Annotated in this window: 19 protein-coding genes; 9 read left to right on the top strand and 10 right to left on the bottom strand. The window is 70.6% G+C overall.

What is annotated here, in order from left to right:
• The 7 genes from purL to truA all read right to left on the bottom strand — a co-directional run.
• A partial coding sequence (gene purL / locus RN901_RS10225; RefSeq protein ID WP_310758178.1) for a phosphoribosylformylglycinamidine synthase subunit PurL occupies positions 1 to 2,050 on the bottom strand: 2,050 nt, incomplete at its 3' end.
• Positions 2,047 to 2,823 (bottom strand): phosphoribosylformylglycinamidine synthase subunit PurQ, encoded by a 777-nt coding sequence (purQ, locus tag RN901_RS10220; protein WP_345782380.1) that lies wholly within the window; start codon positions 2,821 to 2,823, stop codon positions 2,047 to 2,049. The genes purL and purQ, both read right to left, overlap by 4 nt.
• Positions 2,824 to 2,863: 40 nt before the next feature.
• Positions 2,864 to 3,121 (bottom strand): phosphoribosylformylglycinamidine synthase subunit PurS, encoded by a 258-nt coding sequence (purS, locus tag RN901_RS10215; RefSeq protein WP_310758176.1) that lies wholly within the window; start codon positions 3,119 to 3,121, stop codon positions 2,864 to 2,866.
• Positions 3,118 to 4,071: a phosphoribosylaminoimidazolesuccinocarboxamide synthase gene (locus tag RN901_RS10210; protein WP_310758175.1), complete on the bottom strand. Its 954-nt coding sequence runs from the start codon at positions 4,069 to 4,071 to the stop codon at positions 3,118 to 3,120. The genes purS and RN901_RS10210 overlap by 4 nt, the downstream gene beginning before the upstream one ends.
• A gap of 70 nt (positions 4,072 to 4,141) precedes the next feature.
• Positions 4,142 to 5,572: an adenylosuccinate lyase gene (gene purB / locus RN901_RS10205; protein ID WP_310758174.1), complete on the bottom strand. Its 1,431-nt coding sequence runs from the start codon at positions 5,570 to 5,572 to the stop codon at positions 4,142 to 4,144.
• Between the two features lie 161 nt (positions 5,573 to 5,733).
• Complete coding sequence (locus RN901_RS10200; protein WP_310758173.1) at positions 5,734 to 7,236, bottom strand: trypsin-like peptidase domain-containing protein; 1,503 nt, start codon at positions 7,234 to 7,236, stop codon at positions 5,734 to 5,736.
• 75 nt (positions 7,237 to 7,311) lie between these two features.
• Positions 7,312 to 8,130, bottom strand: coding sequence for a tRNA pseudouridine(38-40) synthase TruA (gene truA, locus RN901_RS10195; RefSeq protein ID WP_310758172.1), 819 nt, complete (start codon positions 8,128 to 8,130; stop codon positions 7,312 to 7,314).
• Between the two features lie 52 nt (positions 8,131 to 8,182).
• Between truA and trpD the strand changes: the two genes are divergently transcribed.
• Complete coding sequence (gene trpD / locus RN901_RS10190; RefSeq protein ID WP_310758171.1) at positions 8,183 to 9,196, top strand: anthranilate phosphoribosyltransferase; 1,014 nt, start codon at positions 8,183 to 8,185, stop codon at positions 9,194 to 9,196.
• A gap of 808 nt (positions 9,197 to 10,004) precedes the next feature.
• The gene (locus RN901_RS10185; RefSeq protein WP_310758169.1) at positions 10,005 to 10,826 is read left to right on the top strand and encodes a hypothetical protein; all 822 of its coding nucleotides are present in this window, start codon (positions 10,005 to 10,007) and stop codon (positions 10,824 to 10,826) included.
• A gap of 132 nt (positions 10,827 to 10,958) precedes the next feature.
• On the opposite strand, the gene lexA is transcribed toward RN901_RS10185, so the two are convergent.
• Positions 10,959 to 11,567 (bottom strand): transcriptional repressor LexA, encoded by a 609-nt coding sequence (gene lexA / locus RN901_RS10180; RefSeq protein WP_310758168.1) that lies wholly within the window; start codon positions 11,565 to 11,567, stop codon positions 10,959 to 10,961.
• A gap of 172 nt (positions 11,568 to 11,739) precedes the next feature.
• Here lexA and trpC point away from each other — a divergent pair, with 172 nt between their 5' ends.
• The 7 genes from trpC to RN901_RS10145 are packed head-to-tail and all read left to right on the top strand — an operon-like array spanning position 11,740 to position 17,007.
• Entirely contained in the window at positions 11,740 to 12,591 is an 852-nt protein-coding gene (trpC, locus tag RN901_RS10175; RefSeq protein WP_310758167.1) for an indole-3-glycerol phosphate synthase TrpC, read from the top strand.
• On the top strand, positions 12,588 to 13,217 hold the full coding sequence (locus tag RN901_RS10170) for a phosphoribosylanthranilate isomerase (RefSeq protein ID WP_310758166.1): 630 nt from the start codon (positions 12,588 to 12,590) through the stop codon (positions 13,215 to 13,217). Before trpC ends, RN901_RS10170 begins: the two co-directional genes overlap by 4 nt.
• Positions 13,214 to 14,446, top strand: coding sequence for a tryptophan synthase subunit beta (gene trpB, locus RN901_RS10165; protein ID WP_310758165.1), 1,233 nt, complete (start codon positions 13,214 to 13,216; stop codon positions 14,444 to 14,446). Before RN901_RS10170 ends, trpB begins: the two co-directional genes overlap by 4 nt.
• A gap of 2 nt (positions 14,447 to 14,448) precedes the next feature.
• On the top strand, positions 14,449 to 14,667 hold the full coding sequence (locus RN901_RS10160) for a hypothetical protein (protein ID WP_310758164.1): 219 nt from the start codon (positions 14,449 to 14,451) through the stop codon (positions 14,665 to 14,667).
• Between the two features lie 39 nt (positions 14,668 to 14,706).
• On the top strand, positions 14,707 to 14,994 hold the full coding sequence (locus RN901_RS10155) for a hypothetical protein (protein ID WP_310758163.1): 288 nt from the start codon (positions 14,707 to 14,709) through the stop codon (positions 14,992 to 14,994).
• 47 nt (positions 14,995 to 15,041) lie between these two features.
• Positions 15,042 to 15,689 carry a VOC family protein gene (locus RN901_RS10150; protein ID WP_310758162.1) on the top strand — a complete coding sequence of 216 codons (648 nt, stop codon included), beginning with the start codon at positions 15,042 to 15,044 and terminating at the stop codon, positions 15,687 to 15,689.
• Between the two features lie 31 nt (positions 15,690 to 15,720).
• Complete coding sequence (locus tag RN901_RS10145; protein ID WP_310758161.1) at positions 15,721 to 17,007, top strand: ABC transporter substrate-binding protein; 1,287 nt, start codon at positions 15,721 to 15,723, stop codon at positions 17,005 to 17,007.
• 7 nt (positions 17,008 to 17,014) lie between these two features.
• Here RN901_RS10145 and RN901_RS10140 read toward each other — a convergent pair whose 3' ends face one another.
• Positions 17,015 to 20,848, bottom strand: coding sequence for an amidohydrolase family protein (locus tag RN901_RS10140; protein WP_310758160.1), 3,834 nt, complete (start codon positions 20,846 to 20,848; stop codon positions 17,015 to 17,017).
• Positions 20,845 to 24,249: an amidohydrolase family protein gene (locus RN901_RS10135; protein WP_310758159.1), complete on the bottom strand. Its 3,405-nt coding sequence runs from the start codon at positions 24,247 to 24,249 to the stop codon at positions 20,845 to 20,847. Before RN901_RS10135 ends, RN901_RS10140 begins: the two co-directional genes overlap by 4 nt.
• Positions 24,250 to 24,254: the final 5 nt, after the last annotated feature.

The raw sequence follows: 24,254 nt of genomic DNA, 5'->3' as shown, positions 1-24,254 counted from the left end.
CCGACACGTCCGCCCCGGCGGGCGCCGCGTCGAGATCGACCGTGCAGCCGAGCGGCCCGCCCGCCGCCCCCACCGCGCACTCCGCAAGCGCGACCGCAAGCCCTCCGTCCGAGCAATCGTGCGCCGACGCGAACGCCCCGTCCGCCGCTCCCTCGACGAGAAAGTCGACCAGCGCCGCCGCCTCTCCCAGCTCCAGGGCCGGCGGCAGGCCGGCGACGAGGCCGTGGCAGGCCGCGAGATACTCGGACCCGCCGATCTCGTCGCGGGTCACGCCGGCGACCCAGATCTCGTCGCCTTCGCGCTGGAACGCCGAGGGGACGCGTCGTTCGAGATCCTCGATCACGCCCAGCATGCCGATGACCGGCGTGGGGTAGACCGGCTGGCCGCCCGTCTCGTTGTAGAGCGATACGTTGCCGCCCGTCACCGGCGTGCGCAGCGCGCGGCACGCCTCTCCCATCCCCTCGACCGCCCCCGCGAGCTGAAAATACACCTCCGGCCGCAGCGGGCTGCCGAAGTTCAGGCAGTTCGTCACGGCGAGCGGGCGCGCCCCCGAGCAGGCCACGTTACGCGCCGCCTCGGCGACCGCCGCGCGGCCCCCCGTGCGCGGGTCGAGCCAGGTGTGCCGCCCGTTCCCGTCCGTCGAGGCCGCGAGCGCGCGCCCATCGGCCGGCAGCCGCAGCACGGCCGCGTCGGAACCCGGTCCCTCGAGCGTGTTCGTCTGCACCGTGGTGTCGTACTGCTCGTAGATCCAGCGCCGCGATGCGATAGAGGGGGCGTCGAGCAGCGTCCGCAGCGCCGCATCCACGTCCCGGTCCGACTCGAAGGAGGCGTACGGGCCGAGGTCCGCGGAGCGGGCTTCGGCCACGGCCGGGCTCATGACCCCCTCGCGGACGTACGTCGGACAATCGTCCACCAGCGGCTTCACCGGGATCTCGACGCGCACGACCCCGTCTTCGCGCACGCGGAACATCCCGTCGTCCGTCACCTGTCCGATCGTCGCCGCCTGCAGGTCCCAGCGCTCCAGCACCTCGCGCACCGCCCCCTCGTGTTCGGGCTTCGCGACGAGGAGCATCCGCTCCTGCGACTCCGAGAGGAGCATCTCGTAGGGCGTCATCCCCTCCTCCCGGACGGGGAGGTACGCCACGTCGATGTCGATCCCGGAGCCCGAGCGCGCCGCCATCTCCGTACCGCTCGAGGTCAGCCCCGCCGCTCCCATGTCCTGGATCCCGACGAGGAGGTCACGCTCGATGAGTTCGAGACTCGCCTCGAGCAGCAGTTTCTCCGTGAACGGATCGCCCACCTGCACCTGCGGCCGGCTGTCGACGGCTTCCTCGTCGAGTTCCTCCGACGCGAACGTCGCCCCGTGGATCCCGTCCCGCCCCGTGCGGGCGCCGACGGCCATCACGGGATTGCCGACGCCCTCCGCCTCGCCCCGGATGAGGCGCTCGAGCGGGAGGACACCGATGCACATCACGTTGATGAGCGGGTTTCGCTCGTAGGCCGGGTCGAAGATCGCCTCGCCCCCCACCGTGGGGACCCCGACGCAGTTGCCGTAGTCGCCGACCCCGCGCACGACCCCATCGAACAGGTAGCGCGACTGCGGCGAGTCGAGTGACCCGAAGTGGAGGCTGTCGAAGATGGCGATTGGCCGCGCCCCCATCGTGAACACGTCGCGCAGGATCCCGCCCGACCCCGTCGCCGCGCCCTGGTAGGGTTCTACGGCCGAGGGATGGTTGTGGGACTCGATCTTGAATGCGACGCCCCATCCGCCGCCCACGTCGATGACCCCGGCGTTCTCCCCCGGGCCCTGGACGACGGCGGCGCTCTCCGTAGGCAGCGTCCGCAGCAGGGGCCGCGAGTTCTTGTAGCCGCAGTGTTCCGACCACATGGCGCTGAACACGCCGAGTTCCGTGAAGGTGGGTTCCCGCCCCATGAAACCGAGGATCTGCTCCCACTCCTCCGGGCTCAGCCCGTGCTCCGCGACGAGGGCGGCGCTCATCACCGGATCGCCCGGCCGGGCCTGCACGCGTTCGAGCGAGGCCCGGGTCATGACGACACCCCCGCCCCCGCCACTGCTCCGGCCGCGAATTCCGGCGCCTCCGGCGGCGCGTGGGCGCTCGGGCGTCCCCTCCCGCGGGCCACGGCCGCGAGCAGCGACTGGAACACGCCGAGCCCGTCCGTGTTGCCGAGGACGGAGAGCGAGTGGCGCTCCGGGTGCGGCATGAGCCCCAGGATGTTCCCCTCCGCGTTCGCGATCCCGGCGATGTTCCGCGCCGAGCCGTTGGGGTTCGCGGCGTCCGTCGCCTGCCCGCCCCGGTCGACGTAGCGGAACACGACCCGGTTCTCCGCCTCGAGTTCGTCGAGCGTCGCGGCTTCGGCGACGAACTGGCCCTCGCCGTGCGCGATCGGGATGTGGAGCAGGTCGCCCTCGGCATAGGCCGACGTGAACGGCGTCCCGGCGTTCTCCACCCGAAGCCCGACGCCGTGGCAGCGGAAGCGGAGGTTCCGGTTGCGGACGAGGGCCCCCGGGAGGAGGTGCGCCTCGCACAGCACCTGGAAACCGTTGCAGATCCCGAGCGTGAGCCCGCCGGAGCGCGCAAAGTCGATGACTTCGCCCATGATCGGGCTGAAGCGGGCGATGGCCCCCGCCCTCAGGTAGTCTCCGTACGAGAACCCGCCCGGCAGCACGACAACATCCACGCCGTCGAGGTCCGTCGACTTGTGCCACAAATAGGTGGCGCTCTCGCCCAGCCCCTCCGTCACGGCCCGGTATACGTCCGCGTCGCAGTTCGAGCCCGGGAACCGCACGATCCCCACCTTCATCCCCACCTTCATCCCTGCCTCCATCCCCACCGTCATCCGTTCACCCCTCCCGCACGCGCACGACGTAGTCTTCGATAATCGGGTTCGCGATCAGTTGTTCGCACATCTTCTCCGTGGAAGCCCTGGCGGCCTCCGCTCCGTCGGCTTCGACCTCGAGACGGATCAGCCGCCCGGCGCGCACCGAGTGGACGCCCTCGTACCCGAGGTTCCCGAGCGCCCGGCGGATCGTTTCCCCCGCCGGATCGAGGATCCCCTCCCGCGGCGTGACCCGGACATCCACGGACCAGACCCGGCTCATGCGGGCGCCTCGTAGAGTTCGTGGCCCGCGATGCGCCGGAAGGCCTCCAGGTAGCGCTCCGAGGTCGTGCGGATGACCTCCTCCGGGAGCGCCGGAGCCGGCGGCGTCTTGTCCCATTCCCCGCGCCCGACGATCTCCTGCAGGTGGTCGCGAACCGGCTGCTTGTCGAGCGAGGGCTGGCCGCCTCCGATCCGGTACGAAGCCGCGGGCCAGAAGCGGGAGGAATCAGGGGTCATCACCTCGTCGATGAGGATGATGCGCCCGTCCGCCCCGCGCCCGAACTCGTACTTCGTGTCGGCGAGGATGATGCCGCGCTCGCGGAGCGTGTCGCGGCCCGCGGCGTAGAGCGCGAGGCTGATGTCGCGCAGTTCCGCCGCGAGTTCCGCCCCGACGATGTCGCACATCCGGTCGAAGGTGATGTTCTCGTCGTGGAGCCCCTGCTCGGCCTTCGTCGACGGCGAGAAGATGGGTTCCGGATACTCCTCCGACTCCTGCAGACCCTCCGGGAGCGGTTCGCCCGCCAGCGTCCCGTGGCGGCTGTACTCCTTCCACGCGGAGCCGGAGATGAAGCCCCGCACGATGCACTCGACGGGCAGAGGCCGCGCCTTCTCGACCAGCATGGCGCGATGTCCCCACGTATCGGCCGTGCCCGCGAGTTCCGGCACCGCCTCGGCGATGGCCGCCGGATCGCTCGCGACGCGGTGGTTGCCCACGATGTCCGTCGTGCGGTCGAACCAGAACGCGGAGAGTTGCGTGAGCACGGCCCCCTTGTGCGGGATCGGATTCGGGATCACGCAGTCGAAGGCGCTGATGCGGTCGCTGGCGACCATCAGGATGCGGTCGTCGAGGTCGTACATCGAGCGCACCTTCCCCTTGCGGAGAAGCGGCAGCGGCAGGTCGATGTCGTGCAGCGCGGCCGGCGCGTCAGCGCCGAGCGTGGTCTGTGTCATGGTGTCCTTTCGAGTGTCCCTTCAAGGGTCACGGGTTCGGGTCCGGTTGCGTTCCCGCGGGAACGCCGCGTCATACCCGGACCTCCTCGGCGGGCCGCGGCGCGTCCGCGGCTTCGAACAGCGGGTCGATCCTCGTGGTCAGGAAGCGCTCCACCTGGCGGGCGGAGCGGCCGACGAGCCGGTGCGGGTCGGCGAGCGCGCGGAGATCCTCCATGCCGAGCCCAAAGGCGCCATCGTCGGCGATGCGCGCGAAAAAGTCGTTGTCCTCCGCGCCCTCGTCGAGCCGTTCGCGCGCGGCCAGCGCGTGCCCCCGCACCCGTTCGTGCAGGTCCTGCCGGTCGCCGCCCCTCCGCACGCCCGCGATGAGGATCTCCTCGGTGACCATGAACGGGAGCGCCCGGCCCAGCCGGCGCGCCACGACGGCCGGGTGCACGACGAGCCCCGCGCTCACGTTGCGCGCCAGGATGAGGAGCGCGTCCGCCGACAGGTAGCCTTCGGGGAGCGAGATGCGGCGGTTGGCGGAGTCGTCGAGCGTGCGCTCGAACCACTGCACGGAGGCGGTCCACGACGCGTCGAGTTCCAGCGTGCAGAGGTGCCGCGCCAGCGCGCAGATCCGCTCGCTCCGCATCGGGTTGCGCTTGTACGGCATCGCCGACGAGCCGATCTGGTGCTTCCCGAACGGCTCCTCGATCTCGCCGAACGCCTGCAGGATCCGGATGTCGTGCCCGAAGCGCGCCGTCGAGGCGCCGATGCCGGCGAGCACCGCGAGCGCCCGGTGGTCGACCTTCCGCGGGTACGTCTGGCCGATGACATCATAGGTGCCGGCGAAGCCGAAACGCGCCGCGAGCCGCTCGTTGAGCCGGTCCACCTTCTCCCCGTCCCCGTCGAACAACTCGAGGAACGTCGCCTCCGTCCCCGTCGTGCCCCGCGCGCCCCGGAAGCGGAGTTCCGCCCGCACGGCCTCGATCTGCTCGAGGTCGAAGAGGAGATCCTGGAGCCAGAGGCAGGCGCGCTTCCCGATGGTGGTGGGCTGGGCCGGCTGGAGGTGCGTGTAGCCGAGCGTCGGCTCGGCGGCCTGCTCGCGGGCGAAGGCCGCGAGGTCCTCGATCGTCCCCAGCAGCCGGTCGCGCACGATGTCGAGACCCTGCTGATGCTGGATGAGGCCGTGGTTGTCGCCCACGAAGGCGCTCGTCGCGCCGAGGTGGATGTATTTCCGGGCCTCCGGGGCGACCTCGCCGAAGTGATGCACGTGCGCCATCACATCGTGACGGAGGTCGCGCTCGATGACGGCGATCCGGTCGAGGTCGATCTGCTCCCGCGCCGCGTGCATCGCGACGATGGCGTCGTTCGGAATCTCGACGCCGAGCGCCCGTTCTTCCTCCGCGAGCGCAATCCACAGGTCGCGCCAGACAAGCGCCTGCATGCGAGGGGAGAAGATCGCCGCCATCTCGCTCGAGGCGTAGCGGTCGATGAGAGGATGTGGGTAGTGACGTTCCGCCATCAGGCGCGCAGTCCGGATCCAGCGGCCCTCCCGGGGCGACCTCGGTCGCCGTAAGGTCGCAGTCTAGCCCATGACCGCCCCGCGCAAAAGTCCCGGGGACCAATCTCCGGGCGCTCCGGCCCCCGCCGAGGCGGCTCCGGCCCCGGCCGTGCGCCGGTGGGTCAGCGGACGCGGAAGGGCCGGAGGTATCCGATCTCCGTCCCGCGCGCGATGTAGAGCTGGACGGAACCGTCGCCGGATCGCGCGTAGTACTCGAAGAGTTCGCCCGCGTCCTCGGCGGAGCGCACCTCGTTGCGGTTGATGCTGAGGATGACGTCGCCTTCGCGGAGCCTCGTCCCGCGGGCCTCGTCGCCGACCGAGGCGATGAGCGCGCCGGCGTCGACGCGGAGGTTGAGTTCCTGCTGGATCTGGGACGTGACCGTGATCAGCCGGAGCCCCGCGAGCACCTCGATGCGCTCGGCCCGCCCCGTCGGCAGCTCGTCCAGCCGGAATCGCGCCTGGAGTTCACTTCCCCCCCTCTGGAAGGTCACGTCCACGGTCGATCCCACTCCGGCGTCCACCAGGCCCACCTGCCAGTCGAGGTCGTGGTTGATGACGCGCCCGTTGAGGGTCACGATCTCGTCCCCCGCCCGCAGTCCCGCGTCGTCCGCCGGCGTCCCCTCCAGGACCTCGACGACGAGCGGCCGGCCGAACACGGATTCGGGGTCGGGCCGGTCGGTGAGCACCTGCAGTCCCGCCCACGGCCGGCGCACGCGCCCGAACTGGAGGAGTTCGGAGGCGACGACGAGCGCCCGATCGATGGGGATCGCGAAGCCCATCCCCTCCGACCCGCCGGAGCGCGAGAAGATCGAACTGTTCACGCCGATGACGTCGCCGTCCGCGTTCGCGAGCGGACCGCCCGAATTGCCCGGGTTGATCGACGCGTCGGTCTGGATCATGTCGGCGTAGAGCACCTCCTCGCCGCCCGGCGCCTGGATGTCGCGTCCCACGCCGCTGACCACGCCTGACGTGACCGTCGCCTCGGTGTTGCGGAGGGCGTAGCCCGACGGATTCCCGAGTGCCACCGCGGGCTCCCCGATGAGGAGATTCGAGGACGTGCCCAGCGGAGCCGCGGGCACGCGGCCGGGGGGGACCCTCACGACGGCGAGGTCGGTGAGTTCGTCGAAGCCCACCACTTCGGCCTCGAACCGCTGTCCGTCGCGGTCCACCACCTCGATGCGGTCCGCGCCGCTCACGACGTGCGCGTTCGTGACGATGGTGCCCGCGTCATCGATGGCGAATCCGGAACCCAGGCCGGCCTCGACCCGCGAACGGCCTCCGCGGTTGAAGAAGCGAGCGAACATGTCCTGCGACTGGACGGTCCGCTCGGTCCGAAGACTCACGACGGAGGGGAGAACACGGACCGCGGCGATGACGGTGGGCGTCCGCCGGGCGCCCGATATCTCGGCCACCGACTGAGGCGCGGTCCGGTTCGCGGGGTCCGCCAGGGAGGTGCGGGCGAACGGATTGGTCGCGGGCCGGCTCTCCTCCTCCGGCGGCGGCCCGTTCCCCAGTGTGGTGACGAGCGCCCCCACTCCGAGGCCGGCAAAGATCAGGACCGTGGCCGCGACGAACACGCGCGCGGCCGACGCCAGCAGTCTCCTGACCCGATTTCCCTCGTTCATGGACTCCGCCACCTCATGTCGCTCGTGAGATCTTCAGGCCACACGATAACTGTACGCCGAACCACCCCGCAGGGTTCACGTTCGATGCCCTTCGGCCGGGAGCCAGGGGATCCCGGGGCCGGAATTCCATTCGCCGCCGTACCGAACGCCCGTCAGGTAGAGCCCGCCCGGCGGAGCGGGGAAGACCGGTCTCGATGCGGCTTCTCCCACCAACAGTCGCTCGAAGTCTTCGGACGGACGGCGCCCCGCGGCGATTTCCACGGAGGTCCCCACGAGGTAGCGCACCATGTGGTGGAGGAAGCGGTCGGCGACGATCTCGAAGGAGACGAAAGGCGGGGGGTCGAAGCACCAGGCCGCGCTCGCGACCCGGCAGCGCGTCCCGCGCTCGGGCTGCCCGGCGCGGGCAAAGCGCTCGAACGACCGTTCCCCGGGGATCGCCCCCGCAAGCCGGGCGAGCGCGTCGCGGTCCAGCGGCCACCGCGGGATCCATGCGCGGTCGCGCAGGAACGGCCGCCTCCGGCCGCCTTCCGCGATGACATACCGGTAGCGGCGCCCCTCGGCGTCGAAGCGCGGATGAAAATCGTCCGCCGCGTTCCTCGCCTTCCGGACCGCGATGTCGTCGGGAAGACAGGCCCCGAGCGCCCGGGCCAGCTCCTCCGCACTCCAGGCGGGCGGCCCGCCGAACGCGATCTCCTGCGCCGTCGCGTGAACCCCGGCGTCCGTGCGGCCGGCGAGGTCGATTCGGACCGGCTGATCGAAGAGTTTCCCGAGCGCCTCCTCCACCTCGCGCTGGACGGTGCGCACCCCGGGCTGTAGTTGGGATCCGTGGAAGGAGGTCCCATCGTACTCGATCGTGGCCCGGAAACGGGCGCGCGGGGCCGCGGCATCTGACATGCGCGAAGATTAGCGACTTCCAGCCGACAACGGGAAACCAGGAGGAAACCAGGTGACGAACACGATCCGGCGCGTCCTCTCCGGAGAGACCCTGGATGCCGCCGCCGCCGAAGCCACGTTTGACCGCTTCATGAGCGGCGAGGCCACGCAGGCCGAGATGGCCGCGCTCCTCGCGGCGCTCAGGATGCGCGGGGAAACGGCCGCCGAGGTCGCCGGCGGCGTCCGCGCGCTCCGGAAGGCCATGATTCCGCTCCTCCTGGACGACGACCGCATCATCGACACCTGCGGGACGGGCGGGGGCACGCTGACCACGTTCAACATCTCGACCGCGGCCGCATTCGTTGCCGCGGCCGGCGGCGTCCGCATCGCGAAGCACGGCAACCGTTCGTTCACCTCGAAGTGTGGCAGCGCCGATGTGCTCGAGATGCTCGGGATCCCCATCGAACTTCCTCCCGAGGACGAGAAGCGGATGTTCGAGGAGACCGGGTTCGTGTTCATGTTCGCGCCGGCCCACCATCCGGCCATGCGGCATGTGGGCCCCGTCCGCGCCGCGCTCGGCGTGACGACGATCATGAACCTGCTCGGCCCGCTCGCGAACCCCGCGGGCGTGCGGCGGCAGGTCGTCGGCGTCGCCCACCCCGATCTTCAGCGCCTCGTCGCCGACACCCTCCTCGAACTCGGCCACGAGCGCGCGCTCGTCGTCCACGGCGAGCCCGGTATGGACGAACTGAGCCCCCTCGGCCCGACCCGGGTCTTCCGCATCGAGAACGGGACGCTGTCCGAGTTCGAGGTTGCGCCGTCCGACTTCGGCTGGCCCGAGTACGCACCCGGCGATCTGGCCGGAGGCGAACCGGAGGAGAACGCGGAACGAGTCCGGCGCGTGATCGGCGGCGACGAAGCCGGGGCCGGCCGCGCGGCCGTCGTGCTCAACGCCGCCGCCGCCTTCTGGGTCGCGGGCGACGTGGACACCCTGGCCGCCGGCGTCGCCGCCGCCGAGCAATCCATCGATTCCGGCGCGGCCGAGGCGCACGTTCGATCCCTGCAGACGTTTCGACCGACGGTCTGACCCCGTCGATTCGTAGCCTGGAAGCCGGCCCGCGAGGCTGCGGAGTCGGTCGCAGGATGATTGTGTCCCCTTTCGGCAAATATCGTCCCCTATTCATCGATGTTGTCCCTTACCGGCTCTCCGGCGACCTCCGAGCTTAACCCTGCGAGCCTGCGCCGAACGGAGGGGGACAAATGAGGAACGTGGCCAAAACCATCTGGGTCGGAGTCATCGCGGTCGCCGCATCTGTTGCGGTGCTTCAATGGCGCCGGCGCCCGAGCGGACACGGCGTTCGGCGACGCCAGCGTTGGTAGGGAGGAACCCGGAATGAGAAAGCCCCCCCGGCTGTCGATGTGGATTCCGCTCGCCATGGTTCGGCGCCTGCTCGAACGGCGCCGTCGAGCCTGCGACGAGCGCCGCGCCGCTGGAGGTGCGTGGCGCGAGCCTCGACGCAGTAGCCGATTCATCCAGGTTCGTGCTGGCCTCGGGCGCGACGGTGCCCAACGGCGGCTATGACCGAGTTCCGTCCGTTTCCGGACGAGGTCGCAGGATGATTTCGTCCGCTTTCGGCAAGAATCGTCCCACATTGGCGGATTTTGTCCCTTCCCGGCTGCCGGACGGTCCCCATCTTTGAAGGCAGCGAGAGTCGCCGTCTCGACGGCCACCCACCTCCCACCAAAAAAACCGTCGGGGCGGCGGCTCTCGCTTCCAGCCTTTGACGGGCCCTGCCGCAGCTTGGCGGTCCACGGCGGGCAGCGGAACTCCGAACGGGTCCAGCGGGTAGTCGGCGGCATGAAGTGGGAAGGGCACCGGGGAGGAGTCGGCCGAAATGATCCGGGTCTTCGCGGATACGCCTCGTGATGCGGACAGGATAAGGCGGGCGGTCGACGGCGACGTTCAGGTCGTGGAAAACGCCGAGGAACTCGCTGCGGACCCCGGTTGCGACCACAGCCGCCTCGACTGCGACCACGGCCACCTCGAGTACGACCGCGGCCGCCTCGACTGCGTCGTCGTCGGCTGCCACACACGTTTTCTGCGCGAGAGGATCGGTCTCCTCGCTCGACTCGAGCGGGAGATGCCATGGGTGCCGGTCATTCTCGTCACGGACCGCGACGCGGATGCCGCGAAGCTGCTGGCCTCCACGCGCTGCTCCGCTCTGGTCTGGTTCGACGATCCCGCCGCTCGGCTTCGCTCCCGAATCGAGGCCGCCTGCGAGACCACGGCATTGGTGCAGCTGGCCGATAGAATCCGCCGCTCCGCACTGCCGCCGGCTCTTCGCCGCGCCCTGGTCCACAGCTTGCGGCAAGCGGGAAGCGACCCGGTTCACAGCGTCGGAGCGCTGGCCACCGCCATGGGCAGTTCTCCGGTCACGCTCTCCCACGAGTTCACGGCCCGCGTCAACGGCGGGGCCACGCTCTGCCGGTTCCTGAGCGCGCTCGTCATCCTCAGGGCCCACCAGCTTCGTCTGTCCGGTTCCAGTTGGACGAATGCGGGCGGCCGTCTCGGATTCGCCCGTCGTACGCTGAACCGGAAGGCGCACACGTGGCCGGGGCACTCGCTCGCGGATCTCGAGCGCATCGCCCCCGACCGGCTGCTTTCGGCATTCGTCGAGGAGTACGTACGCCCGCTTCTGGGGCGGGACGTGTTGTAGCGGCGAGTTCCGGAGACGGGAACCTCCGCCCCGACGGTTTTTGGTGGGAGGTGGGTGGCCGTCGGGACGGGAACTCTCGGGGAGTCGAGAGCGGTCCTCCGTCAACTGCAGTGAGGTTTTTTCGTCCGGGCGTCAGTAGCGCCGGATCACGCCGATCACGACGCCCTGGATCGTCACCTGCGATGGGTGCAGGTACATCGGCGCGAGCGCCGGATTCGCGGGCTGAAGCCGAACGCGCTCCTGCTCCAGGTAGAACTTCTTCATGGTGGCGTTCTCGCCCTCGACGAGGGCGATCACCATTTCGCCGTTGTGCGCCGTCTCGCGCGACTGGACGATGACGTAGTCGCCGTCGCGGATCTGTTCGTCGATCATCGAATCGCCGCGGACCCGGAGCACATAGTGTTCGCTCAGGGAACCCGCGATCATGTCTTCGGGAACGGAGACGGTCTCCTGCTCCTGGATGACCTCTATGGGCTGACCCGCCGCCACGTTGCCGTACAGCGGCAGTTCGACCGCGGCGACCTGGATTTTTCCCTCCACCAGTTCGACCGATCGACTCTCGTTGTAGTTTTTTCGGATATACCCCTTCGCCTGCAGGTTCTGGAGGTGCTCGTGCACCGTCGCGAGCGAGCGGTAGCCGAACTCCTCCGCGATCTCCTCGAAGCTCGGCGAATACCCGCGGAACCGTATGAAGCCCTCGAGGAAGTCCAGCATCTCGCGCTGTCGCTTCGTAAGCGCCATCGTTTCTCACTCCGCTCGCGCTTCCGCACTGCGCGGCCCACCGCAGACCCTTGCGGGGGCCGAAAGGTTACCGAAGTATACCCGAACATGCACCGAAGCGCAACCTTCCACGCGGACCGCGGCCGGCGGCGAGGTTTTGCGGCGGGATACCGGCGGTCGCAGCTTGGCGCCCATGGCATCCAAAACGATTCTCGAAGAGATCCTCGCGGCAAAGCGGGAAGAGGTCGCGCGCCTCCAGTTGTTCCGGAGCGCGATTCGCGCGCAGGCGGATGAAGCTCGGCCCCCGCGGGGTTTCGAGGCGTCTCTGCGCCGGCCCGGGGAAGTCTCCGTCGTCGCGGAGTTCAAGCGCCGATCTCCCTCCGCCGGCGACATCAACCCGTACGCGCAGGCGGCGGGCGTGGCGAGCGTGTACGCCTCCGCGGGGGCGGCCGCGATTTCCGTCCTCACGGACGAGCGCTACTTCGGCGGCTCGCTGGACGACCTCAGGTCGGCGAAGGACGCCGTGGGGGTCCCCGTCCTCCGCAAGGACTTCACGCTGGATCCCGTCCAATTGTACGAGGCGCGGGCCGCGGGCGCGGATGCGATCCTCCTCATCGTACGTGCGCTCCGCGACGCCCGGCTGCGTGAACTGCTCGAACTCGCGAACGACCTCGGCCTCGGAGCGCTCGTGGAGGCGCACGACGAGGAGGAGATCGAGCGGGCGCTCCAGGCCGGGGCCCGGATCGTCGGCGTGAACGCGCGGGACCTCGCGACCTTCGAGGTGGATATCGAGCGCTCGTTGAGCCTGATCGAGGGGCTTCCGGCCGATGTCGTGGCCGTGGCGGAGAGCGGGATCCGGTCCGCGGAGGACGCGGCGGCGGCGGGGTCCGCGGGCGCCGACGCGGTCCTGGTGGGCGGCTGGCTGATGGCGGGCGACCCGGCGGCGGGCGTCGAGGCGCTCGTCGGCCACCCCCGGCGGCCCCGGAGCGGCCGGATGCAGCCGGCTGGTGCCGAGGCCGCGATCGACGACGACGGCGCGCCATGAGCCGGGTCGGGGTGAAGATCTGCGGTCTTCGGGAGCCTCGGGACGCCACCGCGACGTCTCGCGCCGGAGCGGACTACGTGGGCGTGGTGTTTGCCGGGCGGGTGAGGGAAGTCACGGCCGGGGAAGCCGCCGCGGTCGTGGCGGCGCTCGAGGGCGGCGCGCGCGCCGTGGGCGTGTTCGTGGACACGGGACCGGCGGAGATCCTCCGCAAGCGGGACGTCGCGGGGTTCCACATCGCCCAGCTCGCCGGCGCGGAGCCGCCCGAAGTCTGCGACCGCCTGCGGGGCGAGGGGTTGGATGTCTGGAAGGGCCTCCGGCCCACGTCGAGCGACGCCCTGGTCCGAGGGTGGGATGAGTACCGGGAGGCGGCGGACGCGGTCCTCGTGGAAGGGTTCTCGCCGCGCGGACCCGGAGGGACCGGGACCGCCTTCCCGTACGAGTGGCTGGCGGGGCTGCAGCGGGACGGATGCGCACTCGCACTTGCGGGCGGGCTGAACGCGGAAAACGTGGTGCGCGCGATCCGCGACGTGCGCCCCGATATCGTCGACGTCTCCTCGGGCGTCGAGCGGGCCCCGGGGGAGAAGTCGATCGACCTCATCCTCGACTTTCTGGCGGTGGCGAAGTGAGCAGCCCGGCCCCCGGCTGGTTCGGCGACTTCGGCGGGCAGTTCGTGCCCGAGACGCTGATCCCGGCGCTCGACGAACTGACCGCGGCCTGGGCCGAGGCCCGCGACGATCCCGCCTTCCGGGAGGCCCTCGAGGCCAGCCTCGCGCACTACGTGGGGCGACCCACGCCGCTCTATCGCGCGCCGCGCCTGGGGGCGGATCTCGGGCTCGACCTTTGGCTGAAGCGCGAGGACCTCAACCACACGGGCGCCCACAAGATCAACAACACGATTGGCCAGGCGCTGCTCGCGAAGCGCATGAACAAGGCCCGGATCATCGCCGAGACCGGCGCGGGCCAGCACGGCGTGGCGACGGCCACCGCCTGCGCGGCGCTCGACTTCGAGTGCGCCGTCTACATGGGCGAGGAGGACATGCGTCGGCAGGCGCTCAACGTCGAGCGCATGGAAATGCTGGGCGCGGAGGTCATCCCGGTGTCGAGCGGGAGCCGGACGCTCAAGGACGCGACGAACGAGGCGATCCGCGACTGGGTCACGAACGTGGACACGACACACTACATCATCGGCTCTGTCGTGGGCCCGGCGCCCTATCCGGCGCTCGTACGCGACTTTCAGCGCGTCATCGGCGATGAGACGGTCCGGCAACTCGCCGAGCACGGCGTGCAGCCGGATGCCGTCTTCGCCTGCGTCGGCGGCGGCTCGAACGCGATCGGCATCTTCACCCCCTTCATCGAGCGCAACCGCGACGTCCCGGCGGAGGCGTCCGTCGCCCTCGTCGGCGTGGAGGCGGCGGGGCACGGCGTCGAGACCGGCCGGCACTCCGCCTCGCTCACGGCGGGCGAACCCGGGGTGCTTCACGGCAACTACAGCTACCTGCTCCAGGACGAGGACGGCCAGGTGGTTCCCGCCCATTCCGTGTCGGCCGGACTCGACTATCCCGGCGTCGGCCCGGAGCACTCGTGGCTCAAGGAGACGGGACAGGTCCGCTACGAATCCGTGACGGATGAGGAGGCCCTCTCCGCCTTCCGGGACCTCTGCCGGCTCGAGGGGCTGATCCCCGCGCTCGAGAGCGCCCACGCGCTGGCGGGCCTGCGGCGGGAAGCCGCGCGCTGGGCGGGGAACCGCGTCGTCATCTGTCTCAGCGGGCGGGGCGACAAGGACGTGGAGGAAGTTGCCCGCGTCCTGTCGGCCGGCCGCGAACCCGGCCCCGACCCCGGCCCCGAGGGGCACTGACCGTGGCCTTCATCGACTACCCGGATCCGTCGGGGATCCCCGAGGAAGACCGCGTCGCGGACGACGACAACATCATCCGCATTCACGGCGTCCATAGTCGCGTCATCCGGCTCCACTACGATCTCTACCGCGAACTGATGTACGGGCCGGGTCCTCTCTCCCGGATTCAAAGGGAGATGATCGCGGTCGTCGTGTCGGGGCTCAACGCCTGCCGCTACTGAATTGTCCATCACGGAGAGGGTCTCCGTCGTCTGCTCGAGGTGGCCGGCGCCGGCGGTTCCGGCGAGGACGCCGAACGCCTCATCGCCGCCCTCGCGACGGATCATGCGGCGGCCGAACTGGACGAGGCCGACCGGGCGATGCTCGACTACGCCGCGCAACTGACGCTCGCGCCCGGCGGCGAGCACGGATCCGCGGTCGACGGATTGAAGGCGCACGGTTTCGATGATCGCGCGATCCACGATATCTGCGCCGTGACCGCCTACTATGCGTTCGTGAACCGGATCGCCGACGGGCTCGGCGTCGAACTCGAAGACGAGGGAGGCTGACGGAAGTGGCCATGCTCCCGCCGACACCGCCGCGGAGCGGACCGGGTGTGCCTGGCGCCCCCGCCGTCCCGGCGAATCTCGACCATCTGCTTCTGGGGACGGCCGACCTCGCGGAAGGGGTAGCGTGGGTGGCCGACCGGCTCGGCGTCGAAGCCCCGTTCGGCGGCCGCCACGGGAACCTCGGCACCGCGAACCACCTCCTCTCGCTCGGGGGCGACATCTACCTGGAGATCCTCGGTCCGGACCCCGAAGCGCCGCCCCGGGACGAGCCGCTGCCGTTCGGGATCGAAGAACTCGCCGAGCCCCGGCTCGTCACGTGGGCGGCCCGCGGGACGGACCTCGCGGCGCTCGTCGCGCGGGCCTCGGGCCGGGGCGTGCCGCTGGGCCCGGTGCGGCCCGGCTCCCGGCTCCGGCCGGACGGCAGCGAACTGAGCTGGGAGATCACGGCCTTCACGTCCGTCCTCCACGACGGCCTCGTACCTTTCTTCATCGACTGGGGAACGACGCCGCACCCGGCCCGCGCGACGCCGCCGGGCGGGCAGCTGATCTCGTTCCGGGCCGAACACCCGGACCCCGCCGCGGTACGATCCACCCTCGAGTCGCTGGACCTGGCGCTCGAAGTGGACGAGGGGCCGGAGCCCGCGCTCGTGGCGAGGATCCGTACCCTGGACGGTGACGAAACGGAGCTGCGCTAAAGGGATGTCTTCAAGTTTCGAGGCGATATTCATGGGACTCACGAGCGGGATATATCGGGCACATCGAGCCGGTCGGACGACCGGCTTTGCGGCAGGCCTCCTGGCACTGGCCCTGGTCGCGGCCGGGTGCGTGGACGACCCGGCGGACTCCACGGGGCCGGAGCCGGGCTCGGACGGGACGCCGATCACGCTGGCGGCGGCCATCTCCGAGACCGGGCGGCACGGCGTGGAGGGGATCGAAGTCGTGCGGGGGTATCGACTCGCCGTCGAGATCCTCAACGAGAAGGGGGGGATTCGCGGTCGGCCGGTACAACTGGAGATTCGCGACGACGGGAGCGATGCCCAGGCGAGCGCGCGCCTGTACGCGGAATTCATCGCCTCCGGCGCGGTCGACGCGCTGCTGGGACCCTACAGCAGCCCGATCACGGAGACCGTCCTCGCCGTCAACGAGGCCGCGGGGATGCCGATGGTCGCGGCAATGGCGGCGGCGCCCTCGATCTGGTCCGAGCGGCAGCGGCAGTGGAGCGTCCAGTTGCTGACGCCCGGACCGGCCTACCTGCAGGGTTCCGTGGAGGTGGCCGTGTTCGGCGGGGCGCAGACCGTGGCCATCGTGTACGAAAACACCTCGTTTCCGGCATCGGTGGTCGAGGGCGTGCGCGAAGCGGTCCGCCGTCACGGGCTGGAGATCGTGCTGGACCGGTCCTATGAGGTCGGAGCGGCGGACCACCGGGCGATCACCGCCGCGGCCCGGGACGCCGGCGCGGACCTCTTCATCGGCGGGGGCTACACGGCCGATGCCGCCGGCTTCGCGGCCGCGGCACCCGCCGTGGGCTACCGGCCGGTCCTCATGAGCCTGATCATCGGGCCCGGCCAGCAGCACTTCGCCGAAGACGTGGGGCAGGCCGCGCGGTGCGTCGCCGGCAACTCGCCGTGGCACCCGGCCATTGAGACGTCCGGGTTCATCGCGGACAACGCGACCTTCGTCGGCCGCTACGAGGCGGCGCACGGAACGACGCCGGGCTACCACGCGGCGGGCGGCTTCGCGGCCGTGGAACTCCTGGCCGAAGGGCTCGACCAGACGGCCGCCGGGCCGGGCGGAACCAACCGCGGCGCGCTCCGCGACTACCTGTTCTCGGCCCGGACCGGGACCATCGCGGGCCCGTACGAGGTCTCCCCCATCGGTGATCCGCAGGCCGGGGCTCAGCGAGCGCTCAAGGGGTTGCAGGTCCAGTGGCAGGACGACGGCGCCGGCGGACTCGCCCTCCGGATCGTGCACCCGTGGGCCGCCGCCAACGCCGTCCCCTGCTACATGCGCTGAACGCCCGCTAGTTCCCGCGGATCCCGGCGGCGGCGCCGGCGGCGTTCTCCTCCGCCGGCCGCTGCCGCTCGAGTGTCCGCGCCTCGGGATGGATCTCGTCGAGGGTCATCCCGTCGTACAGCCGTCCATCCTTCATCACGTAGCGGATGTCGACCGTGTTCCGCAGGTCGTCGAGCGGGTTCGAGTTGAGGACGACGATGTCCGCGAGCTTGCCCTCCTCGATGCTCCCGAGCTGATCCCCGAATCCGATCGCCTCGGCGCCGAGGATCGTCGCCGCCCGGAGCATGTCGAAGTTCGACGCGCCGCCGGCCGCCATCGCCCACAGCTCCCAGTGGTACCCGACGCCCTGGATCTGTCCGTGGCTCCCCACGGCCATGCGGGCGTCTTCTTCGAGCATCTTCTTCACGAACTCGCCGTGACGCGCGAAGACGTACTCCTCCTCGAGGAACCAGCCGCCTTCTCCGGGGCTCCCGCCCGCGCCGGGCCCGCGCCGCCTCGCCCGCGCGTCGATGTTCGCCTTGGGCACGAACGTCGCGAGTTTCTCGTCACCCAGCACGTCCTCGTGGGTGTAGAAGTAGTTCTCTCCGAACGGGCCGCCGTATGAGACGAGCAGCGTCGGGCTGTTCGTCGTCTCCGACGTCTTGAACAGCTCGACCACGTCGGAATAGATCGGCGCGATCGGCAGGTTGTGCTCGATGCCCGGGTATCCGTCGATCGCGTGCGTGATGTCGATCTTGTAGTCGAGCCCGCCCTCGGTCGTGGGCATGAGTTCGAGGTCGCGCGCCGCCTGGATGATCCACTGGCGCTGCTGGCGGTTGCCCGTCATGTACATCTTGAGCGTCTTCGTGTCGAAGTACTCCGCGTAGCGCCGCAGGATGGTCTTCGCGTGGTCCGCGTTGCGGAGGTTCTCGCCCGCGAACACGCCCGGTCCCGTCGAGTAGATGCGCGGGCCGGTCATGCCGCCGGTCCGCACCCGGTCGGTGTAGCTCAGGATGTCGGTCGTGGCGGTCTGCGGGTCACGCGTCGTCGTGACGCCGTAGGACAGCGTCGCGAGGTACTGCCACACCTCTTCCGGATGGACCTCCGGCACGAGCCACTGCGCGTGGTAGTGGGTGTCGATGAAGCCGGGCACGAGCGTCTTGCCGCTCACGTCGATCACCGTGGCGCTGTCCGGGACCTCGACGGAGTCGGCCGGACCCACGGCGACGATGCGGTTGTCCGTCACGAGCACCACGCCGTTCTCGATGATGCGCGGTTTCATGGCGGGTTCCTTCGGCTCCTCCTCCTCGCCGGCCGCCGCCGCAGCCGTGTCGGAGGGCGCCGCCTCGGGTTCGGGCGGATCCGCGCCCGCCGTGTCGGCCGGGGCTCCCGTGGTGTCGCTCGCGGCCTCGTCGGGGACCTCCGTCATCGTCAGGATCCGCGCGCCCGAGAGCGCGACCGTGCCGCGCGGGAAGTCGCGCGGCAGCTTCGCCTCGATCCTGCGCTCGTGCGCCTCGTACGTCTCCGTCGTGTCGGCGAGGACCTCCTCGTCGCCCGCGCGTACCGCGGCGGATTTTGCGGCCACCTCCTCCGCGGCCTGCCGGATCGAGTCGGCGCGGGCCAGCAGGGAGTCGGCCACGACCTGCACGGAGTCGGCCTGGAGCCGCGTGATCTCGTCCTCCAGCTCCTCCGGCACCTCCTCGTCGGCGCTCTCGAGGCTGTCCGCCTCCGCCCGCTTGTCCGCGAGCGTGTCGGTGATCGCCGCCGCTCTCACGCGCAGGAGGGCGCGCGCGCGGGCCGTGACCTCCTCTTCCTCCTCCTCGGCCTCGACGTGGTCCAGGTCGTAGGTGAACAGGACATTCCCCAGGGCCCAGTGGAGGGCGCCGCCGTCCGGCGCCCACGAAGGGAACTCTCCGCCCACGTCCGTAACCTTTCGGATCGGCAACGGAGCGGAATCCAGCGTAATGAGCATGATCGTCGGCGGCTGCTCTCCGATCTCGGCCACATCCACCACATAGAGATCCCGCCCGAACTGAACGAAGGCGCGGTCCCCCTCGGGAGAGAGCATGATCAGGCCCGCCGGCGTCGGTCCGCCCGGCTCGGCCGGAGGGTCGGGGTCCGTGGGATCGGGGCCCTGCCGCCACGGGAAGACGCGCCGGGGCAGGAACTCCCACTCGTTGGGGTGCGGGTCGCCGATGCCGGCGAGGCCCTGGCGCCCGCGCACGATCAGATGCCGCTTCACGTCCGTGCCGTCCCAGCGGAAGGACACCAGCCCCTCCACCGGGCTGTAGGCGTAGATCCGGTCCGGGTCGTCCGCCGCGAAGTGCGGCACGTCGCGGAGTCCCGTGGGTGAGATGACCTCGGCGTCCGCCGGCTCCGGTCCCGCCGCCGGCACCCACACGAACTCGCCGCCGATGGGCCCGAAGAACGCGCCCGCCGCCTCCTTGAGCTGACGCGCGGCGCCGCGCGAGGCGACGATCCGCCCGCCGTCGGGCGACCACGCTACGTTGTAGTAGAGGGCCGCCGTGGCCGAGAGCCGGATCGGCTCGCCGCCCTCCGCGGCCACCTTCATGATGTGGCCGCCGTCGGTGTCGTCCCACGTCGTGTAGGCGATCCAGCGGCCATCGGGCGACCACTGCGGGTGGAACTCGCCCGCATCGCCCTCCGTGAGGCGGCGCGCCTCGCCGTCGGGCAGGTCGCGGATCCAGAGGCGGTCGAAGGCCGTGAACACCACCTGTTCGCCATCGGGCCCGACGACGGGGCTCCGGATCTGGCTGGCGGTGACCATCGCCGTGGTGTCGATCTGATACTCGAACGACACCCGCGGGCCGACATCGAGTTCGACTTCCGCCTCGAACGGAATCTCCGCGGGTTCGCCTCCGTCCATGGGGACGTTCCAGATCCTGCCCCCGTAGGAAACGACGATCGCCGAGCCGTCGGGCACGAAGGCGTAGCCCGGCAGGAGGTCGAGCGGCGCCCGCGATTCCTGCTCGTCCCGCTGCACGGGATAGGCGAGCCAGCTTTCCTCGCCCGTCTCGAGGTCGCGCTTCCGCAGCCCGGTCTCCGCGTTGTAGCGGGTGCCGTATACGAGCCAGCGGCCGTCGGGCGAGATCGCCGGGCGGAACGCGGACCCGTACCGGCGGGTCATGGTCGTCGTCGTGCCCGTCTCGCGGTCGTAGCGGTAGAGCTGGTAGAGCGGCAGCACCGCGTTGTACGTCCAGTCGCCGGACCCCCCCGCGTACCAGATGTAGCGGCCGTCCGGGCTGAACGCCGCGCCGATCCGCTTCTGCTGGGGGGATCCCGGCAGCGGCAGCGGCGACCCGCGCTCGGCGTGGTACATGGCGAGCTGCGCCACCCCGCCGAGGCCGTTCGAGCGGCTGGCCACGATATAGACGCCGTCGGGGCTCCATGCGGGCGACAGCATGAGGCTGGACCCGCCGCCGGCCACCCGGGTGGTGTCCGTGAGGTCGAGGCGCAGGGTCCACAGCGCGTCGCCCCCGCTGCGGTCGGAGATGAAGGCCACCGCCTCGCCGTCCGGGCTGAAGCGGGGCTGCGTCTCGTACGCCATGCCCGTGAGGAGGGGCGACGCCTTTCCGCCCTCGATCGGCATCGTATAGAGATCGCCGAGGAGGTCGAACACGATCGTCGTCCCGTCCGGACTCACGTCGAGCGACATCCACGTGCCCTCCGTGGCCGTGAACGTGGCCTTGCGGGCGCCGCGCAGAGGGAGCGGGTCGCGGTTTCCCGGGCCGCCCGGGCCGAACACCACCTGGGCCGCCGCCGGAACCCCGGTCACCGAAGCGATCAGCGCGGCCAGCGCCGCCGCCCTCCCGATCCGTGCCAGCCTATCGCGGGGGCTCATCGGTCACCTCCCCGGACGCCGGCGCTTACCGCGGGCGCCGTATCCCTCCACGGTTCGTTCGGAGCCGGCCGTTGTCTCGGCCACAGTTCGTCGAGCGTGTCGCCGTCGTAGAGTCGCCCGTTCATCATCACCATGTCGATCGCGTTCGTGTTCCGGATGTTCGCGAGCGGGTCCGCGTCGAGGATCACGAGGTCCGCCAGCTTGCCGGGTTCGATGGAGCCCAGATCGCCGCCGAGGCCGATCGCTTCGGCCCCCATGAGCGTCGCGGCGCGCAGCGCGTCGTGCTCGTCCATGCCGCCGCTCTGCAGCGCCCACAGCTCCCAGTGGTAGCCGAGGCCCTGCAACTGGCCGTGGCTGCCGACGCCGGTGTTCCCGCCGCCCTCCACCAGGTCCGCGAGCCACGCCGCGTGCTTCGGGAAGGCGTATTCGTCCTCGTGGAACCAGCCGCCCGGCCCCGGCCCCGTGAAGAGCCCCAGGCGCCGCGCCTTGATGTCGAGTTCCCGCTTCGGCGTGAAGTGCGTCAGCTTCTCGTCGCCGAAGATGTCCCAGCGCGTGTAGAAGTAGTTCTCCGCCCACGGCCCCCCGTAGGAGACGAGGAGGGTGGGGGAGTTCACGGTCCCGGAGGTCGCGAACAGTTGGACGACATCGTTGTACGCCGGCACGATCGGCATCGAGTGTTCGATCCCCGGATATCCGTCCATGGCGTGCGTCATGTTGAGGCGGTACTCGAGGCCGCCTTCCGTCGTCGGCATGAGGCCGAGTTCGCGCGCCGCCATGATGAGCCACTGCCGCTGACGCCGGTTGCCCGACATGTACATCTTGAACGTCTTCGTGTCGTAGTACTGGCTGTATTTCCGCAGGACGTCGAGCGCGTGCTCGTAGCTGCGGACGAAGTCGAACTGGAAGACGCCTGGGCCCGTGTGATAGACGCGCGGCCCCACCATCCGGCCCGCCCGCACCATGTCCTCGTACGAGAGGACGTCGGTCGTCGCCGTCTGCGGGTCGCGGGTCGTCGTAACCCCGTAGGCGAGGTTCGCCTGGTAGATCCACGGCCGCGCCCAGTGGAAGTCCCACAGGTTCCACATGTGCGCGTGCGTGTCCACGAACCCGGGGACGACGGTCTTGCCGCCGATGTCGATGACCTGCGCGCCCTCGGGCACCTCGCCGGGCCCCGCCCGCACCGACGCGATGCGGTTGTCCGTGATCACGATGTCGGCGTTGTCGACGATCTCGTCGCCGTTCATGGTGATCGCGCGTCCGCCGCGGAGGATCACGGTCCCGCGCGGGATGTCGCGCTCGGCCGTGACCTCGATCTGCCGCTCCGCCGGCGTGTAGGCCGTGTCCGCGAGCGCCGCGTCGAGGTCGTACGTGAAGAGGGCGTTGCCCAGCGACCAGTGGACCGTGCGGCCGTCCGCGCCCCACACCGGGAACTCGGCCCCGAGGTCGTTGAGCTTCCACGCGGGGACGCCCGCCGAGTCCGGCTTGGCGACGTCGACCCTCGGCAGCGTGGCGCCGAGGTCCGGCACCGTCACGGCGTACAGATCGTCGCCGACGTGGGCGAGCGCGAGATCGCCCTGCGGCGCCATGACGACGGACCCGGCCCCCAGCCGCAGGATGAGTTCGCGCGGCTGGTCGTCGTCGTGCGTCCGCGGCATGGGAAGGTCCGACTGCGGCGAGCGCTCGTACCGCTCGTACGCCGCCGGCACGCCGCCCGCGTCGAGGTTCGCCCGGGCCGTCACCGCCAGGTGCTGCCGCCGGTCCGTATCGTCCCAGCGGGCGGAGGAGAGCGCGGTCGTCGCGCTGGGTGGACTCGGCGACCCGGGCACCGCGTCGGCGCGCGCGAAGCCGTAGTAGTAGATGCGGTCCGGGTCCGCGGTGAAGTGCGGTTGCCGGCGTCCGCCCGTCGGTCCGATTCGGGTCAGGGCTCCGCCCTCGGCTGGGACCCACACGAACTCCGAGTCGAGCCCGAAGCCGATGAAGGGGTCGACCGCCTCCTGCACGTTCCGGCGCGACGAACGGATCGCCACGATGCGCCCGCCATCGGGAGACCAGGCAGGCTGCTGGTAGTAGGCGGGCTCGCGCGTGAGGTTCGTGCTCGCGCCGCCCTCCGCGGACACGCGGCGGATGTGGCCCTCGCCCGCGTCATCGTCCCAAGTCACGTAGGCCACCGAACGCCCATCGGGAGACCACACCGGGTGATACTCTCCGACTTCGCCCTCCGTGAGGCGGCGTGGCGTCCCGTCGGGAAGGTCGGCGACGTAGAGCCGGTCGAGCGCGGTGAAGGCGACCCGCGCGCCGTCCGGCGATGGCCGCGTGTTGCGGATCTGCTTCACGACGAAGGTCGGCGTGTCTTCGATCGGGTATTCGAACTCGACCTCCGGACCGATCGCGACCTCCGCGTTGACCGTGAACGGGATCTCCGTCGGGTCGCTCCCGTCAACCGGCACGCGCCAGATCCCGCCGCCGTAGGAGATGACGAGCGCCTCGGAGTCGGGCGTGAAGGTGTAGCCCGGATGCACGTCCATCGACGCCGTCGACTCCTGGTCGTCGCGCTGCACCGGGTAGGCGAGCCAGCGCTCCTCTCCCGAGTCCAGCTCGCGCAGCCGGATCCCCGTGTCCGCGTCTTCCCGGCTGGCGTACGCAAGGAGTTCGCCGTCGGGGGAGAGGGCCGGCCGGAAGGCCGATCCGTACCGGTTCGTCATCGGCGTCCGCGTCCCCGTCCGGCGGTCGTAGACCCAGAGCTGGTACTGGGGGAAGATCGCGTTGTACTGCCAGGTGCCGAGGCGCTGCGCGTACCAGACGTAGCGCCCCTCGGCGTCGACCGCCGCGCCGAGCATGCGCTGCGCCCCGCTCCCGCCCACCATCTCGAGGCCGGTGCCGCCGTCCACGTGATAGAGCCAGAGCTTCTCCAGTCCGAAGAACGCCCGCGAACGCGAGACGACGACGTACTTGCCGTCCGGCATCCACTCCGGCGAGAGGAAGACGCTCCCGATCCCCTTGCTGAGTTGCGTCGGCTCGCCCCCCTCCGCGTCGATGAGCCACACGTTCTCGTCGCCGCTTCGGTCCGAGACGAAGACGATCCGCGACCCGTCCGGGCTGAAGCGCGGCTGCATGTCGTGCGGCAGGCCGCTCGTGAGCCGCGTCGCCTCGCCGCCCGTAATGGGCATGCGGTAGAGGTCGCCCAGCAGGTCGAACACGATCGTCTCGCCGTCCGGACTCACGTCGAGCGAGATCCAGGTCCCCTCGCTCGTCGTGAAGCGGGCCCAGCGCGCCGGCTCGAGGGGGAGACCCCGGTCGGGGTCCTTCTTCTCCTCCTCCTGGGCCGCGGCGGGCGGGGGTGCGAGCAGCGGTACGAGCAGCAAGAGGGCGGCGGCCCGGAGGCAATGGTGGCACGAGAACATTCGCC

Origin of the sequence: Candidatus Palauibacter soopunensis (assembly GCF_947581735.1) — a bacterium.
In the GTDB taxonomy this organism is placed as follows: domain Bacteria; phylum Gemmatimonadota; class Gemmatimonadetes; order Palauibacterales; family Palauibacteraceae; genus Palauibacter; species Palauibacter soopunensis.
Note: the sequence above shows the minus strand (reverse complement) of the source record. Positions and strands in the feature narration are given on the sequence as shown.

Excerpts from the sequence above, each read along its gene's own strand:
- purQ (WP_345782380.1), bottom strand. The coding sequence starts at position 2,823 with ATGAAGGTGGGGATCGTGCGGTTCCCGGGCTCGAACTGCGACGCGGAC.
- purS (WP_310758176.1), bottom strand. The coding sequence starts at position 3,121 with ATGAGCCGGGTCTGGTCCGTGGATGTCCGGGTCACGCCGCGGGAGGGG.
- RN901_RS10210 (WP_310758175.1), bottom strand. The coding sequence starts at position 4,071 with ATGACACAGACCACGCTCGGCGCTGACGCGCCGGCCGCGCTGCACGAC.
- purB (WP_310758174.1), bottom strand. The coding sequence starts at position 5,572 with ATGGCGGAACGTCACTACCCACATCCTCTCATCGACCGCTACGCCTCG.
- RN901_RS10200 (WP_310758173.1), bottom strand. The coding sequence starts at position 7,236 with ATGAACGAGGGAAATCGGGTCAGGAGACTGCTGGCGTCGGCCGCGCGC.
- truA (WP_310758172.1), bottom strand. The coding sequence starts at position 8,130 with ATGTCAGATGCCGCGGCCCCGCGCGCCCGTTTCCGGGCCACGATCGAG.
- RN901_RS10185 (WP_310758169.1), top strand. The coding sequence starts at position 10,005 with ATGATCCGGGTCTTCGCGGATACGCCTCGTGATGCGGACAGGATAAGG.
- lexA (WP_310758168.1), bottom strand. The coding sequence starts at position 11,567 with ATGGCGCTTACGAAGCGACAGCGCGAGATGCTGGACTTCCTCGAGGGC.
- trpC (WP_310758167.1), top strand. The coding sequence starts at position 11,740 with ATGGCATCCAAAACGATTCTCGAAGAGATCCTCGCGGCAAAGCGGGAA.
- RN901_RS10170 (WP_310758166.1), top strand. The coding sequence starts at position 12,588 with ATGAGCCGGGTCGGGGTGAAGATCTGCGGTCTTCGGGAGCCTCGGGAC.
- RN901_RS10145 (WP_310758161.1), top strand. The coding sequence starts at position 15,721 with ATGGGACTCACGAGCGGGATATATCGGGCACATCGAGCCGGTCGGACG.
- RN901_RS10140 (WP_310758160.1), bottom strand. The coding sequence starts at position 20,848 with ATGAGCCCCCGCGATAGGCTGGCACGGATCGGGAGGGCGGCGGCGCTG.
- RN901_RS10135 (WP_310758159.1), bottom strand. The coding sequence starts at position 24,249 with ATGTTCTCGTGCCACCATTGCCTCCGGGCCGCCGCCCTCTTGCTGCTC.